The following is a 15,636-nucleotide window of genomic DNA, read 5'->3' as shown; positions in this document are numbered from 1 at the left end:
CAGCTCACGCTCACAGCAGGCCCACCGCCGTGTCCACCGCGGTCGCCACGTCGTCGTCCGGTGGGTAGAGCAGGGTCCGGCCGACCACGAGCCCGCGTACGGTCGGCAGCCGTAGCGCCTTCTGCCACGCGGCGTAGGTCTCGTCCGGTGCCTCTCCCGGGTCGCCGCCGAGCAGCAGCGCCGGCAGCGTGCTGGCGGCGAGGACCCGCTCCATGTCCGCGACGACCGGGACCTTGAGCCAGGTGTACGCGGAGGTGCGGCCGAGCGCCTGCGCGACCGCGATCGACTTGATCACCGCGTCCGGCGACAGGTCGTTGACGGCCTTGCCGGCGTCGTCGCGGCGCACCCAGAAGGGCTCGACCATCGCCATCAGCCGGTGCGCGGCCAGCGCGCTGACCGCCTCGGCGCAGCCCTGCAGGACGTCGGCGCTGGCGCGGTCGGTCGGGTCGATGCGCAGCAGCATCTTGCCGCCGTCGAGGTGCCCGGAGGCCAGCGCGTCGGCGTCGTACGCGGTGAACCGGTCGTCGATCTCGAACGCGGTGCCAGGTATCCCGCCGCGGTTCATCGAGCCGATCACCACCTTGCCGTCGAGCCCGTCGAGCAGCAGCAGGTCCTCGATCACGTCGGGGGTGGCCAGCACGCCGTCGACGCCGGGGCGGGACAGCGCGACCTGGAGGCGGTCGAGCAGGTCGATCCGGTCGGCCATCGCCATGCTTCGCTTGCCGACCGCGAGGTTGCCGCGGGCGGGGTGGTCGGCGGCGATCAGCATCAGCCGGCCCCGGTCACCCAGCAGCGGGCGGCGCCGTCGGGCCGCGGCCGTGGCCGCCAGCCGTTCCGGTTCCTCCGCGCGGGTCCGGACCAGCTCCCGCAAGGCTTCCTCACGCATGGGTCGTCACCAGTTCCTCCACCTCAGCGGACGTCGGCATGTCGGGCGCGCAGGCGAGTCGGCCGGCGACGAGCGCGCCGGCCGCGTTGGCGAACGCCAGCACCCGGGCCAGTGGCCAGCCGGCCAGCAGGCCGTGGCAGAGCGCGCCACCGAACGCGTCGCCCGCGCCGAGCCCGTTGACCACCTCGACCCGTACCGGCGGCACCCGTACCGCCTCGGTCGCGGTCACCGCGAGCACACCGTCGCCGCCGAGCTTGACGACGGCGATCTCGACTCCCATGGCGAGCAGCGCGGCGGCGGCCCGCTCCGGGTCGCGCTCGCCGGTGGCGACCGCGCACTCCTCCTGGTTGCCGACCGCGACCGTCACCAACGGCAATGCCTGGCGGTACGCGGAGCCGGCGGTCTCCTCGTCCGGCCAGAACTGGGCGCGGTAGTCGAGGTCCAGGATGGTCAGCGGCGCCCGGTCGCGGGCGCGGAGCGCGGCCAGGTGGGCCGCGCGGCTCGGCTCCGCAGACAGTCCGGTGCCGGTCAGCCAGAGGACCCCGGCCGCGCGCAACGCGCCCAGGTCCAGGTCCTCCTCCGCGACGCACAGGTCGGGAGCGGTCGGGAAGCGGTAGAAGTAGATCGGGAAGTGGTCCGGCGGGAAGATCTCGCAGAACGTCACCGGGGTCGGCAGGTCCGGCACGGTCGCCACCCAGCGGTCGTCGACGCCGTAGCCGCGCAGTTCGTCGTGCAGGTAGTCGCCGAACGGGTCCTTGCCGGTGCCGCTGACGAGCGCGACCCTCCTTCCGTGCCGGGCCGCCGCGACCGCGACGTTGGCGGCGGTGCCACCCAGCGACTTGGCGAACGTCCGCACAGCGCCGAGCGGCACGCCGATCTGCTCGGGGTAGAGGTCGACGCCGAGACGCCCCACCGCGACGACGTCGAACTGGGTCATGCGCTCACCTTTCGCAGGTGTTCGAGGCTCCGGCGGACGTCGAGCACGGGTCCCTCCCCCGCCGGCGGGTCCGTGTCGAGCATCGTGTCCTGCTCCAACACGTACCATCCCGCGTAGCCGTTGGCCGTCAAGGTGGTGACGATGGCGGCCACGTCGACGTCGCCATCGCCGAGCGGCCTGTACATCCCGGCCCGGACCGCGTCGGTGTAGCTGACCTCTCCGGCGCGCACCCGCTCCGCCCACGCCGCGTCGACGTCCTTGAGGTGGACGTGCGCGACCCGGCCCGGCACCTCGCGGGCCAGCGCCGCCGGGTCGGTGCCGCCGGCCAGCAGGTGGCCGGTGTCCAGGCAGAGCTTGACGTCCGAGCCGTCCAGCACCCGACGCACCTCGTCCTCCCGCTCGACCATGGTGCCGACGTGCGGGTGGAGGGTGGCCAGGACGCCGCGCCGGGTGGCGGCGGCGTTGATGCGGTCGAGGTTGGTCAGCAGGGTCCGCCAGCCGTCGGCGTCGAGCTCCGGTCGGGCGTCGTAGCCGTCGGCGCCCGTCGCGGCGGCCAGCACGAGCGCGCCCTCCCAGGTTTGCAGGGTCGGCTGGAGCGCGGGCAGCGGGTCGTGCGCGGAGTCATGCAGCACCACGGGTACGAACCCGCCGGCCACCTCGAGACCGTGCTGTCGCAGCACCGTGGCCCGGTCGACCGGAAGATAGCCGTCGGGCCCGAGCTCGGTGGCGGTCAGCCCCAGCGCGGCCATCTCGGCGAGCACCCGCTCAACGGGCAGCATGTGGCCCCAGCCGGGCACCTCGCAGACGCCCCAGGAGATCGGTGCCCCGGCAACGCGGATCATGCGGCCACCTCCGTGATGCGCACCGGCCGGCCTTCGCGGCGGGACAGGTCGGCCGCCTCGGCGACCAGCAGGGCGGCGAGTGCCTCCTCGCCGGGGCAGGTGTTCGGCCCGGTGCCCGCGACCAGCGCGCAGAACGCGGTCAGCTCGGCGACGTAGGCGTCGCGGAACCGTTCACCGAAGCCGGCGTACGGCGCTGCGGCGGTGATCGGCGGCAGTGGCGTGTGCGCGTCGAGCCCGGCGGCCAGCGCACCGGCGGAACCGTGCGCCTCCAGCCGGACGTCGTAGCCGGCGCCGTTGTATCGGGTCGCGGTGCAGACCGCGAGGGTGCCGTCGTCGAGGGTCAGGGTGGCGACGGCGGTGTCCACGTCGCCGGCCTCGGCGAAGTACGCGTCGCCGCGGTTGGCGCCGGCCGCCGACACCTCGACGACCTCCCGTCCCGTGACGAACCGGACCGCGTCGAAGTCGTGCACCGCACAGTCGCGGAAGATCCCGCCGGAGCCGGCGACGTAGCCGGGCGGCGGCGGTGCCGGGTCGTGGGTGGCCGAGCGCACCAGGTGCACGGTGCCGAGCGTGCCGGCGGCGATCGCGTCGCGGACGGCCGTGATGCCGGCGTCGTGCCGGCGCTGGAAGCCGACCTGCAGCGGCACTCCGGCGGCGCGCACCGCGGCGAGCGCCGCCCGGGTGCCGGCGACATCGGGCGCGACGGGCTTCTCGCAGAACACCGGCAGCCCGGCGGCGGCCGCCCGCTCGATGAGCGCGCGGTGGGTGGAGGTGGGTGTCGTGACGACGACCGCGTCGAGGCCGCCGAGGCCGTCCCCCGTCTCGGCGCCGACCTTCTCCGCCAGCACCCGGGCGAGGTCGCGATCGACGTCCTCGATCACCAACCCGGTCACGGACGGCAACGAAGCCAGCGTGGAAGCATGCAGAGCGCCGATGCGCCCTGCACCGATGAGTCCGATGCGCATGTCAGCGAGTCTTGCCGCGGTCCCGAGATCGTGTCAAGTGTTTGTCATGACATACTGACGTTCGAATGACCCTTGTCCGTAGCCCTATCATGGATGCCCCGAGCGCAGGAGTCCGACGTGGACGGCATCGCCAGCCTCATCACCATCGACAGGTTCAGCCCCGTGCCGCTGTACTTCCAGGTGGCGACGAGCCTCGAAGACCTGATCGAGTCCGGCAAGCTGCCCGCCGGCTCCCGGCTCGACACCGAGGTGGCGTTGGCCGACCGGCTCGGGCTGTCCCGCCCCACGATGCGCCAGGCGATCGCGCACTTGGTCGACAAGGGGCTCGTGGTCCGCAAGCGCGGCGTCGGCACCCAGGTCGTGCACAGCGCCGTGCGCCGCAAGGTCGAGCTGACCAGCCTCAACGACGATCTGCGCCGGGCACAGCGGTCACCGCGCACCGAGGTGCTGGCCTTCTCGGTCGCACCCGCGCCGGAGCACATCGCGGTCGCCCTGCACCTCGAGCCCGGCGCCGACGTCATCACCACGCAGCGCCTGCGTTACGCCGAGGACGAGCCGCTCGCACTGATGCACAACTATCTGCCGGCCGCCGTCGCGCCCGGGCTGACCCCTGAGCAACTCGGTGAGCATGGCCTCTACCAGGTGCTGCGCACGCACGGCGTGCAGTTGCGGATCGCCGACCAGACGATCGGCGCGCGCCGGGCCACCGCGGCCGAGGCCCGCCTGCTCGGCGAGGGCCGCGGCGCACCGCTGTTGACCATGCAGCGCACGGCGTACGACCACGCCGGCCGGGCGATTGAGTACGGCTCGCACGTCTACCGCGCGGACCGCTACTCGTTCGAGGTGTCCCTCGTCGCCCGCTGACCGTCGGTCTGAGGCGAATGTCCGGTTTTCCAAATTCCTCCCGCGACCCTGTCACGGATCGGTGGGCTGTCCGGTCGAAGTGGTGGCGGCGCTCCACGGTGCCGCGCAGACTGACCGGAGGGGTAAGTACATGAAGATCGTGGTGATTGGTGGGACCGGCCTGATCGGCTCGCAGGTGGTGAGCCACCTGGAGAAGGCAGGGCACGAGGCGGTGGCGGCGTCACCCTCCAGCGGCGTCAACACGCTGACCGGTGAAGGGCTGAACGAGGTGCTGACCGGCGCCGACGTGCTGGTGGACGTGGCGAACTCGCCCTCCTTCGCGCCGGACGACGTGCTCAACTTCTTCACGACGGCGACGACCAACCTGATCGAGGCCGTGCGGGCGACCGGGGTGGGGCACTACGTCGCCCTGTCGGTGGTCGGTTCCGACCGCAGCCCGCAGAGCACCTACCTGCCGGCGAAGGTCGCGCAGGAGAAGCTGATCCGTGAGTCGGGACTGCCGTACACGGTGGTGCGCGCGACGCAGTTCTTCGAGTTCCTCGGCGCCATCGCCGACTCGGCGACCCAGGACGGCAAGGTGCACATGGCGCCCGTGGCCTTCCAGCCGATCGCGTCCGCCGACGTCGCGAAGGCGGTCGCGGACGCGGCGGTCGCCGCACCGGTCAACGGTGCCGTCGAGGTGGCCGGACCGGACCGCAGCACCTTCGACGAGGTGATCCGGCAGGCGCTCGCGTCGAAGGGCGACACGCGTGAGGTGGTCACCGACCCGAAGGCACCGTACTTCGGCCAGGTCATGAACGACGAGACGATCGTCCCGATCGGCGATTACGACAAGGGTGCGACCAAGCTCGCAGATTGGCTCGCCGCCCACGCCGGAAAGTAACGCGAGGCTAGGGTTGTCGGGTGACCGGCGTTGACGTCACAGGCGAAGACCTGGACCAGTTCGAGGCGGTACGCGGGCGGCTGTTCGGCATCGCGTACCGGATGCTGGGCTCGGTCAGCGACGCCGAGGACGTCGTCCAGGAGGCCTGGATGCGGTGGCAGAACACCGATCGCCGGAAGGTCGACAACCCAGCCGCTTTCCTCACCACCACGACCACCCGCCTCGCCATCAACGCGACCACCAGTGCGCGGGCGCGGCGGGAGACGTACGTGGGTCCGTGGCTGCCCGAGCCTGTCGACACCAGCGCGGACCCGTCGCTCGGCGCCGAACGGGCCGAGGCGCTGGAGATGAGCGCACTGCTGTTGCTGGAACGGCTTCCGGCGGCGGAGCGGGCCGCGTACGTCCTGCGCGAGGCGTTCGGCTATCCGCACAAGGACGTGGCGGAGGTGCTGGAGACCAGCGAGGCCAACGCCCGCCAGCTCGTGACCCGCGCGCGGCGGCACCTGGCCAGCGACCGGTCCGCGCCGGTCGACCGCGCGCAGCACCGGCGCTTCGTCGACCGCTTCCTGGCCGCCTCCCGGGACGGCGACATCGCGGCCTTCGAGCAGTTGCTCACCAGCGACGTGATCGCCCGCAACGACGGCGGCGGCAAGGTGCACGCGGCCCGCAAGGACGTGGTCGGCGCGGACCGGGTGGCCAACCTGCTCGACAACGTCCTGCGCAAGTACTGGAACACGGCGACGTTCCGCGAGGTCGAGGTGAACGGCGACACCGGCCTGCTGGTGGTGCACGCCGACGGAACGCCCGAGGCTTTGATCGCGCTGAGCACGTCCGCCCGAGGCATCGAAGAGCTCTTCATCGTCGCCAACCCCGACAAGCTGCGCCAATTCAACTGAGTTCCCAAGTTCAGCCAAGCTCTCGGCCCAGTCGGGCCAGCGGCGAGCACGCCATCACCACCGGCGAGAGCAGCATGCCGGCGGCCGTCAAGGTGAGCGCCGTGCGCAGACCCCAGTGCGCCGCGAGGACGCCGCCGAGCAGTGAGCCCAGCGGCGTCATGCCCATCCCGGCGAAGGTGATCGTCGCGGCCACCCGGCCTTGGAGACCGTCCGGGGTCAGCGCCTGACGGACGGCCTGCGTCGTGACGTTGACGAGCTGCCCGAACACACCGAACACCAGGTTGACCGCCACGAGCGCGGGCACCGTCACGGCCGCCGGGCCGTGCAGGGCGGACACCGACAGCAGCACGCCGTCGCCGATCGCGGCCCCGGACACGAGCACGAAGCCGTGGCCGAGCCGGCGTGGCAGCCGGGCGGCGAGCAGCGAGCCCACCAGCGCGCCCGGCCCGGTCGCCGCCAGCACCAGGCCGATCGCGGCGCCCGACAGATGCAGCTCGCGTGGCAGGAACAACAGGTAGGCCGTCATCGTGGCGGAGAAACAGAACTGGAACGCCGCCGACGCCAGGCACAGCGCCCGCAGCGCACCGTCGCGGGCCACGAAGCGAAGTCCATCATGGACCTGTTGCCAGAGCGCGCCCGACGACCGTGGCGGGACCGGCTCCACGCGGCGGATCCGGCGGATGGTCAGGAACGACACCACGAAGAAGACCGCGCTGGACGCGGCGGCCAACGGCGCCGAGAGCACGGAGACCAGGGCACCGCCGAGGGCGGGACCGCCGATCTGGGCGCCGGAGCGGCTGGCCTCCAGCGCGCTGTTCGCCTCCGTCAGCCGGCCGCGGCGGACGAGCCGGACCACGGACGCCTGGTAGGCGACGTCGAAGAAGACCGACATGGCCCCGACGGCGAAGGCGACCGCGAGCAGCGCCGGCAGTCCGAGGCCACCGAGGTACGCGGCCACCACCGCGCCGGCCAGGGCGACGGTGCGGCCGAGGTCGGCGAGCACCATGACGGTCCGGCCGCGCCACCGGTCGACCCAGGCGCCGGCCAGGAGTGGGAGCAGCAGCAACGGCACCTGCCCGACCGCGCGGAGCAGGCCGAGCTGGTCCGGTGCGGCGCCGAGGGTGAGCACGGCGACCAGGGGCAGGACCACCAGGCTGGTCTGCTCACCGAGCTGGGACGCGGTCTGACCGATCCAGAGGGAGCGGAAGTCACGGTCGTTGAACAGGGACGGCAAAGGAGAACCCCTTGGACTGAAGGGCTCGCTGTGCCGCGCTGATCAGAGCAGCACGCGATGCGGACCGGCCGAGAATCGGCCTGGAACGTCAGCGCGTGCGCGAGTAACCGGGCATGGCCCGCACGTTACCGCAGGAACCCGCCGACCACGGTGCATGGTCGGCGGGTTCCGTTGATACGAAGGGTCAGGCGACGAAGCGGGTCCGGCGACGCCGGGCCACGATGAAGCCGGCCACGCCGGCGCCGACCAGCAGCACGCCGGCGCTGGCGATCAGCGTCGCCTGCGGGCCGGTAACGGGCAGCCCGCCGTCATCGTCGCCACCGCCGCCACCGGCGCCGGTTCCGTTGATCACGATCTGGGCCACGTCGTTGGCGGCGTTCGGGTCGCCATCGATCTTGGCAGTGATGGTGCCGGTCGCGTCGCTCACCACCCGGTCGATCTTGAGTCGGAAGTCGTACCCGTACGAGTCTCCGGCGAACACGTCCCAGACCATGCAACCGTATTCGCGCGCGCCCGCCTTGCCCCACGCGTCCTCGTCCGGCGGCCAGGTGCCACCCGCGGAGTAGGGAGCACAGTCCCACGTCGCGTCGGTCACCGTCGTACCCTCCGGAATGGTGATCCGCAGGGCCGGCGTCTTGGGCTCCTCGAAGTTCGTCTCGAGGTCGGCCGGGCCGAGGTTCTTCAGGGTCGGCGTCACCGTGACGGTCGCGCCGGCCGCGCCGGTGGCGGTGGCGCCGACCGCCGCCATGTCGACCTGGTTGTTGCCGCCGACCGTGATGTCGATCTGCAGGAAGCTGTCGTACGGGTTGATGTCGGTCTGCGGACCACGAGCGGTGTTGGCCACCTCTTCGAGGCGCAGGGGCTCACCCGTGCCGCGCGTCGGCTCGTAGTCGCCCAGGCCCCACGCCGGCTCGAGGACCTTCCAGTCGTCCTCGACGTACCAGTCGGCGTACGTCGGGAACACCGCGCCGGTGCGAGCGGTCTTCGAGACGGAGTACGGGATGTCCTCGGAAAGCCGGTAGCTCTTGCCCGGCTTGAGCGGCTGGTCGAACTCACAGATGGTGAACGCGTCCATGTAGTTGACGCAGTTCGAGAAGTCGCCGGCGTAGGGCGTGTGCCAGTCGGGCGACAGGATCATGGTCGTGCGGGCCACAGTGGACTCGCCGACGTTGGAGACCGGGGCGTTCGACTTGGCCACGCCACCCGGGTCACCCTTGACCGCCAGCGGCTCCTGCTGGACCCGCAGGTCGCTCGCCTCGGCGATCGTGACGACCGACTTCGCGGTCGCCTTGGTGCCGTCGACGTCCGCCGTGAGGGTGATGCTGCTCTTGGTGCCGATCTCCGCGTCCGACTTGCCGAGGATCGCGTAGCTGATGCTGGTGCCGAAGGAGCCCTCGGGAGCGTCCTGCTCGCACCGGATCTGCGTGCCGGTGGTGGTGTCGCACAGCCAGTCGCTGGACGTCCAGTCGAGCTCGACGGTGGCGCCCTCGAGATCCGACGAGTCGATCAGGATGGAGATCTTGCCAACCAGCTCGTCCCCGCCGCCGTACACCGCGACGAATCCGCGTGTGTAGCCGTTCGCGGCCACGAGCGCGTCAAGCGTGTCCATCTTGAGGCTGGGCGCGGCGTAGGCGGGAAACGCGGTCGCCGCGACGAAAGCGCCGGCGGCCGCTACGCCGGCGAGCAGCCGGCGGGCAGTCTTTATCGACATGGATGTCCTCGGGAGGGGGTCAAAGATCAAGACCGCAGACGATAGATCACTGTCAGCGACCCTGCTGCCCCACCGAGCCAAAACGGTTGTTACTGGCTGAGTACGCCCGCCTCCGCCATGCCGTCGACCGTGCCCAGGTAGTGCTCCTCCATGGCCGCGACGATCTCGTCCATGGTGCCCGCGCCGAACACGTCGACGATGAGCTGGTGCCGCCGGACCGCCTCGTCCAGCGCGATGTGCTGCCGGTCGATCGACGACCGCATCAGCGCGCCCATCTGGGCGTCCAGCATCCGCCACAGCGAACCGAGGCGGTGCCGGCCGGAGGCGTCGATGATGCAGCCGTGGAACTCGGTGTCCAGGTCGATCATGCGCGCCACATCGCCGGACTCCGCCGCCTCGGCCATGCCGGCGACGACCTTCTTCATCGCCACGATCAGGCCGGTGCGCTCGCTGATGCTGCGGGCGGCGCCGGCCTCCAGCACGAACCGGGCGTAGCAGGCGTCGCGGATGTCCTCGTACGCCATCCGGGTGACCACGCTGTGCCGGCGCGGCGAGATGTCGACGAGCCCCTCGACGGAGAGCTGGCGCAGCGCCTCACGGACCGTGGACCGGCTGACGCCGAGCTCCTCTGCGATGGAGGCCTCGATGAGCCGTTGCCCGGCCTGGAACTCGTTGTTCAGAATGCGCCGGCGCAACAGCAGATAGACGCTCTCCGGCAGGGACCTGTGCAGGACAGCTGTCGGATCGGTCATGGGCGGCAGTTTAGGTCGTCGGGGCGGAGCATGGGCAAGGCATCGGTCGTGATGGTGACCGGCAAGTTCTCCGCGGGAGCGCACAGGATCGGCATCAGGCCGGGTCCATGCCCGGGCAACGGGCTGGCGCCGTGGACGATCAGGCCGATCGTGCGGTAGCCGCGCCGGTAGCCGGCGTTGTGCCGCACGTCCAGGTCGTCGACCGCGACCAGGTCGCCGAGCCGCAGTCCTGGCGCCAACGCCGGGGTCACCTGGAGGTCGATGTCCCACATCTGCGCGGGACGACCGATCCCGTTCCCGGCGTACGAGGACGGGAACACCGCCCGGACCGTCGCCGACACGTTGCCGTCGCCGACAGTCAACGGCAGCAGGTGCAGGGCCGCCGGGTCGACGTTGAGCACCGACACCCCGGGCAGCGACGCACCCTGGCCGTCGCCCCGGACCACGACACTGTCGCCGGGTGCCAATCGAGCCAGCACGTCGTCGTGGAAGACCACGATGACCCGGCCGGCCTCGCCGCGCTTGCCGAGCACGAAGCCCTCGGCGCCGGCCGCGCCGCCGGAGCGGACCAGCGCCCGGTTGCCGAAGCAGGCGAACGCGGTCAGCGCGTGCCGGGCCGCCTGGTCCGGGTGGGCGAGGGTGACGCCGGGCGCGACGTGGTCGCCGTCGACGTCGAAGACCCCGTCGCCCACGTGTACGCCGAGCACCACGCCGCCGTCGCCGACCGGCACGTACGGGTGGCCGTCGGCGTCGACGAGGTAGGGCGAGCCGGGCATGGTGGGTGTCTCCACCACCCCGGTCAGGTTCACCGCGACAGTCACAGCAGGCCTCCCAGGCACGCGTCGGGGTCGTCGACGACGTGGAACGCGTCGGCCGGGCCGGACAGGATGGTGCTCGGCCCGGGTCCGTGGCCGAACAGCCGGCAGTGGCCGGTGCTGATCACGCCAATCGTCAGATAGCCGGGGCGGAAACCCCGGCCGAAACGGTGGTCGCTGTCCTCGAGCACCACCAGGTCGCCGATGCGCAGCGATTCCAGGCCCAGCGACAGATCGTCACCCTGGCCGGCGTACGCGCCCATCAGATCGGTGTTCGCGAACTCGGACACCATGCCCGCGCCCGCTCCGACCGCGATGGCTGGGACCCTGGCCGCGACGCCGATCTCCAACCGCCCGTCGGCGCGGGTCCGCACCGGCAGCCGGTCGAGCAGCCCCGGGTCGAGGTTCTTGGCCACCACGTCCGGGTGGTCCAGCAGTCGCAGGCCCTGGCCACGGGCCGCCACGGTCACCTGGTCGCCGGTGCTGACCTGGGCCAGCTCCTCCTCGGCCAGGTCGACCAGGACGTACGCGTGCTGTCCGATGACCTTGCCCTGCGCGCCCGCGGCCGGGCCGGTGCGCACCGTCACGGTGTTGCCGACGCAGGACAGGAACTGCAGGGCCATGTTGGCGTCGCCGTCCCGGTGCCGGACCGACAGGCCCGGCTCCAGGTGGTCGGCGGCGTAGCCGGTGGCCGGGTCACCGGGGTGCACGCCCAGGGTCACCCCGCCCATGCCGGGCAGCAGGAACGGCGTCCCGTCGGCGTCGACCCGGTAGCCGTGCCGATCCGCCAGGGCCGGCCACACCTCGCCGGTCAGGATCTGGGTGACCAGCCGGTCGGCATTGCTGCGGACAGCCATCAGGACTCCTCCACGGTCGCGGCGCCGAACCGGAACCCGTGCCCGCGCAAGGCGGGCGCGGTGACGGCGCCGTTCCAGACGTTCATCACCGGCTGCGACCGGCGGGCCGATCCGACCCCGTCGACGGTGCCGAGGAAGTCGAGGACCGAGTGGGTGAACCGGGCACCGGCGACCGGCGCGGTCAGCCGGCCGTCCTCGATCAGGAAGCAGCCGTCGCGGCTGACCCCGGTGATGGTCGCGGTGACCCGGTCGACCAGCCGGGTGTACCAGAACCGCTGCACGTAGATGCCGCGTTCGACGCCCGCGATCAGCTCCGCCTCGGTGGCGTCGCCGGCGTCCATCACCATGTTGGCGGCGACGGGCGTCGGCACCTCCTCGCGGGCGATGTGCGCGTGCCCGGTCGACCGGGTCCCGAGCGCGGCGGCCGTGGCCAGGTTGGTGACGGCCTCGCCGACGACGCCGGCGGTCAGCAGCGGCACCCGGCGCTTCGGCGTGCCTTCCATGTCGAACCCGATGGGCAGGCCGATCGTGGCGGTGGCGTCGTCGGCGACGGTCACCAACGAGCTGGCCACCTTTTGGCCTGCTCGCTGGGCGACCAGCCCGACGTGCGCGGCCGCGAGCTCGCCGGAGAAGCCGGCGTCCTCGAGGAAGGTGAGCAGCTCGCCGGCCGCCTGCGGGCCGAGCACGACGGTGTGCCGGCCGTCGGGCACAGGCCGGCGGCCCTGGCCGGCGACCGCCTCGGCGATCGTCCGGTCGACGCTGGCGGCCAGGTCGAGGGCTCCGGCCGACCGGTGCAGGTCGATCCAGTGCGAGGTGCCGTCGGCCACGGTCGCGGTCAGCGTGCCGAGGGCCTCGGTGGCCAGCGCGTGGTGGGCCACGCCGGCCGAGTTCACCACGGCGATCTGGGTCAGCGCGCGGCCGAACATGCCGGCGGCGCCGCCACCGGCGTCCGCCGCGGCCCGCATCGTCCGGCCGGCGGCGGTCGCGCGGGCGCCACCGTCGAAGGCCGCGGTGTCGTCGTGCCAGAGCACCACCTCGGGCGCGACGGCCGGCATCGCGACAGTAGCCGAACCGGCTTTCCCTCGCGCCCGGTCCGCCAACGCGCGGGCCGCAGCCGTGGCCCGCGCGACGGCCTGGTCCAAACCCGACAGTGTGCCCGTCGCCGCCCGGGCGGCGTGCCCGTCGACGACGGCCCGCACGGAGAACTGCGTCTCGAGGATGTCCTGCGGCTGGTGCACGCGGCCGCCGGCGAACCGCGTGTACTCGCCGGCCCGGCCGAGCAGGGTGATCTCGACCGCGTCGGCATTCGGTGCGGCCGCTGCGGACGCGAGCTGCGCCAGCAGGCCGTCCGGTGCCACGGGTGGGGCGAACGAGGTCATCAGGCCACTCCGATCCGCAGGTCGCGCACCAACATCGGGGAGGCGCCGTGGCTGAGGAAGCCCCACTGCTTGGGCTCGCCCTTGCCGCACGGGTAGCCGAACGCGCGGAACTCCTCGGGACCGGCGACGGCCTCCACCGAACCCCAGAACTGGGGCGTGACGCCGCCGTAGGAGAAGTTCTTCAGCAGCCGGCCGCGCCGGCCACCGCGAACCTCGTACGCCACCTCGGTGCCGAACTGGAAGTTGAGGCGCTGGTTGTCGATCGACCAGCTCCGGTTGTCGTCGATGTAGTAGCCGTCGCCCATCCGGTCGAGCAGCTCGTCGAGGCTGCCGCCGTCGCCGGGCTCCAGGTAGACGTGGGTCGAGAAGCACACGGGCAGGTACGCCCAGCCGTCCGAGCGGGCGGCCCCGGTCAGCGCCAGACCCGACCGGGCGGCGGAGTCCCGCGTGGACAGCGTGTTGCGGACGATGCCCCGGTCGATCAGTGCGGCGCGGCGGGCCGGGGTGCCCTCGTCGTCGAAGGCGAAGCTGCCGCGGGTGCCGGGCACGGTCGGGTCGGAGGCGATGGTGACGGCGTCCGAGCCGTAGCGCAGCGAGCCGACGTCGCCGGCCGTGATGAACGACGTGCCGGCGTAGTTGGCCTCGTCGCCGAGGATCCGGTCGAGCTCCAGCGCGTGCCCGGCCGACTCGTGGATCTGCAGCGACACCTGCTGTGCGCCGATCACCACGTCGGCGTGGCCGCGCGGCGCGAGCGGCGCGGTCAGCAGTGCGACCGCCTCCTCGCCGACCCGGGCCGCGTTCTCGCGCATCGCCAGGCCCGCCAGGTACTCCCACCCGGCGGCCGCGGTGTTGCCGTGGAACGAGTTGGGGTAGCTGCGCCGCTGCACGTCGCCGTGCCCGGCCGCGGTCACCATCAGCATCGCGCCGGTCTCCAGCAGATGCTGGTGCTGGCGCGAGCCCTCGGTGCTGGCGAAATGCCGATGCTGGCGCTTGGCGTTGACGCCGGCCTGCGCGGCCGCCACCTCGGCCGGCGCGCTCGCGGCACCCAGCCACGCGGCCAGCAGGTCGTGCCGGGTAGCGGTGTCGACGGTGAACGGATCCTGGCCGGCTTCGGTCTCGTAGCGGCCGCTGACCGCCTCGCGCGGCGGCAACGACACCCGCCGGCCGCTGCCGGCCAACGCGACCGCCGAGGCGAGTGCCGAACGGGCGGCGGTCGCGGCGTCGGCGTGCGCGGCGAGCGGCCGGGCGGCGAAGCCCCACTGGCCGTCGACGAGCACCCGTACGCCGATGCCGATGTTCTGCTCGATCCGCTCGTCGGGGTCCGCGCCGAGCTGGGCGTACGACCGCAGCTCCTCGCACTCGATCAGCCGGGCGTCGGCGTACTCGACCCGGCCATCCACAGTGTCCAGAGCGGAGTCGAGGATGGCGCGAGCGGCGGCATCGTCGGAGAGCGCGCCCCAATCGTGGGAGCTCATGCGGACTCCAGCGGGAACGACACCCACGCCCGGTCCCGGAACGACTTCTCGAAGGCGTTGATGGTCTCCTGCACCAGCGCGCCCTGCGCGAAGTCGCCCTGGTTGACGTCGCTGCCCGAGAGGATCTCGGTGGTGAAGTCGGCGCAGAGGTTGGAGTAGAACAGGAAGTCCCAGTCCTCGCGGCTGTGGCCGCCGGCCGGGAAGAACTCCTGCGGGATCTCCCGCTCGACGAACTCGACGGAGCCCTTGGTGGCCGTCTTGATGGTCTGGCAGATGCCGAACTCCTCGACCAGTCGGACGATGATGGCGCCTTCCGAGCCGAAGATGCGCGCCTCGATGCCAGGGAAGTTGCCGACGGTCACGTACGACGACTGGATCGAGGCCAGCACGCCGTTGTCGAACTCGCCGATCCACATGTCGCCGTCGTCGATGTTGAGGCGCTGCACCAGGCCGGTGTCGCGGACCATCCGCTCGGGCACGAAGTTGCGCATGGTGCCGACGACGGAGCTCAGGTTGCCGCCGCTCCACCAGTGCATGATGTCGATGATCGGCGCGCCGTAGCCCTCGATGGACGAGGTGGTCAGCACGGCCGGGTCGGCGTTCGGGTCGACCTGCCGCATCGGGGTGGCCGGGTCGATCCACTGGCTGTTCTGCTCGTACCCGTTGAAGATGTAGGGCGTGCCGACGAAGCCCGCGTCGATCAGGCTCTTGGCGTACTGAACGGCCGGCGCGTACCGGAACGTGAAGCCCAGCTTGGTCTTCAGGCCCTTGCCGCGGGCGAGCTCGGCCAGCGCGCGAGTCTCACGGTTGTCATGGTGCACCGGCTTCTCGCACAGCACGTGCTTGCCCGCCTCGAGCGCCGCCGCGGAGATCTCGTAGTGGACCCGGTTGGCGGTGGCCACGTCGACGACGTCGATGTCCGGGTCGTCGAGCAGCTCGCGGTAGTCGGTGACCAGCCGCTTGACGCCGAAGCGCTCCCCCGCCTCGGCCAGCATGGCCGGGTCGGTGTCGGCGAGCGCGACCACCTCGACGCGCGGATCGCGTTGCCAGCCCGGGATGTGGGCCCGCTGGGCCCAGCGGCCGGCACCGGCCACAGCCACGCGCAGCTTGTCACTCATGGTGTTTCCTTTCCGTTTGCGT

At 72.0% G+C, this 15,636-nt stretch carries 15 protein-coding genes; 3 read left to right on the top strand and 12 right to left on the bottom strand.

Annotation, left to right across the window (positions count from 1 at the left end; translation table 11 throughout):
• Window positions 1-10 precede the first annotated feature (10 nt).
• The 4 genes from BLV39_RS37885 to BLV39_RS37870 are packed head-to-tail and all read right to left on the bottom strand — an operon-like array spanning window position 11 to window position 3,630.
• Window positions 11-886 (bottom strand): Cgl0159 family (beta/alpha)8-fold protein, encoded by an 876-nt coding sequence (locus BLV39_RS37885; RefSeq protein ID WP_090803350.1) that lies wholly within the window; start codon window positions 884-886, stop codon window positions 11-13.
• A complete protein-coding gene (gene iolC, locus BLV39_RS37880; protein ID WP_090803347.1) occupies window positions 879-1,823 on the bottom strand; it encodes a 5-dehydro-2-deoxygluconokinase in 945 nt (314 codons plus the stop codon). The genes BLV39_RS37885 and iolC overlap by 8 nt, the downstream gene beginning before the upstream one ends.
• The gene (locus tag BLV39_RS37875; RefSeq protein ID WP_090803344.1) at window positions 1,820-2,665 is read right to left on the bottom strand and encodes a TIM barrel protein; all 846 of its coding nucleotides are present in this window, start codon (window positions 2,663-2,665) and stop codon (window positions 1,820-1,822) included. The genes iolC and BLV39_RS37875 overlap by 4 nt, the downstream gene beginning before the upstream one ends.
• Entirely contained in the window at window positions 2,662-3,630 is a 969-nt protein-coding gene (locus tag BLV39_RS37870) for a Gfo/Idh/MocA family protein (RefSeq protein ID WP_090803341.1), read from the bottom strand. Before BLV39_RS37870 ends, BLV39_RS37875 begins: the two co-directional genes overlap by 4 nt.
• A 93-nt stretch (window positions 3,631-3,723) precedes the next feature.
• Here BLV39_RS37870 and BLV39_RS37865 point away from each other — a divergent pair, with 93 nt between their 5' ends.
• The 3 genes from BLV39_RS37865 (at window position 3,724) to BLV39_RS37855 (ending at window position 6,273) form a co-directional block, all read left to right on the top strand.
• Complete coding sequence (locus tag BLV39_RS37865) at window positions 3,724-4,494, top strand: GntR family transcriptional regulator (RefSeq protein WP_275414328.1); 771 nt, start codon at window positions 3,724-3,726, stop codon at window positions 4,492-4,494.
• A 130-nt stretch (window positions 4,495-4,624) separates the two neighbouring features.
• Entirely contained in the window at window positions 4,625-5,377 is a 753-nt protein-coding gene (locus BLV39_RS37860; protein ID WP_090803339.1) for an SDR family oxidoreductase, read from the top strand.
• A 20-nt stretch (window positions 5,378-5,397) separates the two neighbouring features.
• A complete protein-coding gene (locus tag BLV39_RS37855) occupies window positions 5,398-6,273 on the top strand; it encodes an RNA polymerase sigma-70 factor (RefSeq protein WP_090803337.1) in 876 nt (291 codons plus the stop codon).
• A gap of 10 nt (window positions 6,274-6,283) precedes the next feature.
• Here BLV39_RS37855 and BLV39_RS37850 read toward each other — a convergent pair whose 3' ends face one another.
• The 8 genes from BLV39_RS37850 to BLV39_RS37815 all read right to left on the bottom strand — a co-directional run bounded on the left by BLV39_RS37850 (window position 6,284) and on the right by BLV39_RS37815 (window position 15,614).
• Window positions 6,284-7,507: an MFS transporter gene (locus BLV39_RS37850; protein WP_239084028.1), complete on the bottom strand. Its 1,224-nt coding sequence runs from the start codon at window positions 7,505-7,507 to the stop codon at window positions 6,284-6,286.
• A gap of 184 nt (window positions 7,508-7,691) precedes the next feature.
• A complete protein-coding gene (locus BLV39_RS37845; RefSeq protein WP_090803334.1) occupies window positions 7,692-9,218 on the bottom strand; it encodes a hypothetical protein in 1,527 nt (508 codons plus the stop codon).
• A gap of 89 nt (window positions 9,219-9,307) precedes the next feature.
• Window positions 9,308-9,970, bottom strand: coding sequence for a GntR family transcriptional regulator (locus BLV39_RS37840; RefSeq protein ID WP_090803331.1), 663 nt, complete (start codon window positions 9,968-9,970; stop codon window positions 9,308-9,310).
• Window positions 9,967-10,791, bottom strand: coding sequence for a DUF4438 family protein (locus tag BLV39_RS37835; RefSeq protein ID WP_239084027.1), 825 nt, complete (start codon window positions 10,789-10,791; stop codon window positions 9,967-9,969). Before BLV39_RS37835 ends, BLV39_RS37840 begins: the two co-directional genes overlap by 4 nt.
• Window positions 10,788-11,642 carry a DUF4438 family protein gene (locus BLV39_RS37830; protein ID WP_239084026.1) on the bottom strand — a complete coding sequence of 285 codons (855 nt, stop codon included), beginning with the start codon at window positions 11,640-11,642 and terminating at the stop codon, window positions 10,788-10,790. The genes BLV39_RS37835 and BLV39_RS37830 overlap by 4 nt, the downstream gene beginning before the upstream one ends.
• Window positions 11,642-13,021, bottom strand: coding sequence for a TldD/PmbA family protein (locus BLV39_RS37825; RefSeq protein WP_090803326.1), 1,380 nt, complete (start codon window positions 13,019-13,021; stop codon window positions 11,642-11,644). The genes BLV39_RS37830 and BLV39_RS37825 overlap by 1 nt, the downstream gene beginning before the upstream one ends.
• Window positions 13,021-14,496 carry a TldD/PmbA family protein gene (locus BLV39_RS37820; protein ID WP_090803324.1) on the bottom strand — a complete coding sequence of 492 codons (1,476 nt, stop codon included), beginning with the start codon at window positions 14,494-14,496 and terminating at the stop codon, window positions 13,021-13,023. The genes BLV39_RS37825 and BLV39_RS37820 overlap by 1 nt, the downstream gene beginning before the upstream one ends.
• The gene (locus tag BLV39_RS37815; protein WP_090803321.1) at window positions 14,493-15,614 is read right to left on the bottom strand and encodes a Gfo/Idh/MocA family protein; all 1,122 of its coding nucleotides are present in this window, start codon (window positions 15,612-15,614) and stop codon (window positions 14,493-14,495) included. Before BLV39_RS37815 ends, BLV39_RS37820 begins: the two co-directional genes overlap by 4 nt.
• Window positions 15,615-15,636: the final 22 nt, after the last annotated feature.

The organism is Asanoa ishikariensis (genome assembly GCF_900107455.1).
In the GTDB taxonomy this organism is placed as follows: domain Bacteria; phylum Actinomycetota; class Actinomycetes; order Mycobacteriales; family Micromonosporaceae; genus Asanoa; species Asanoa ishikariensis.
Note: the sequence above shows the minus strand (reverse complement) of the source record. Positions and strands in the feature narration are given on the sequence as shown.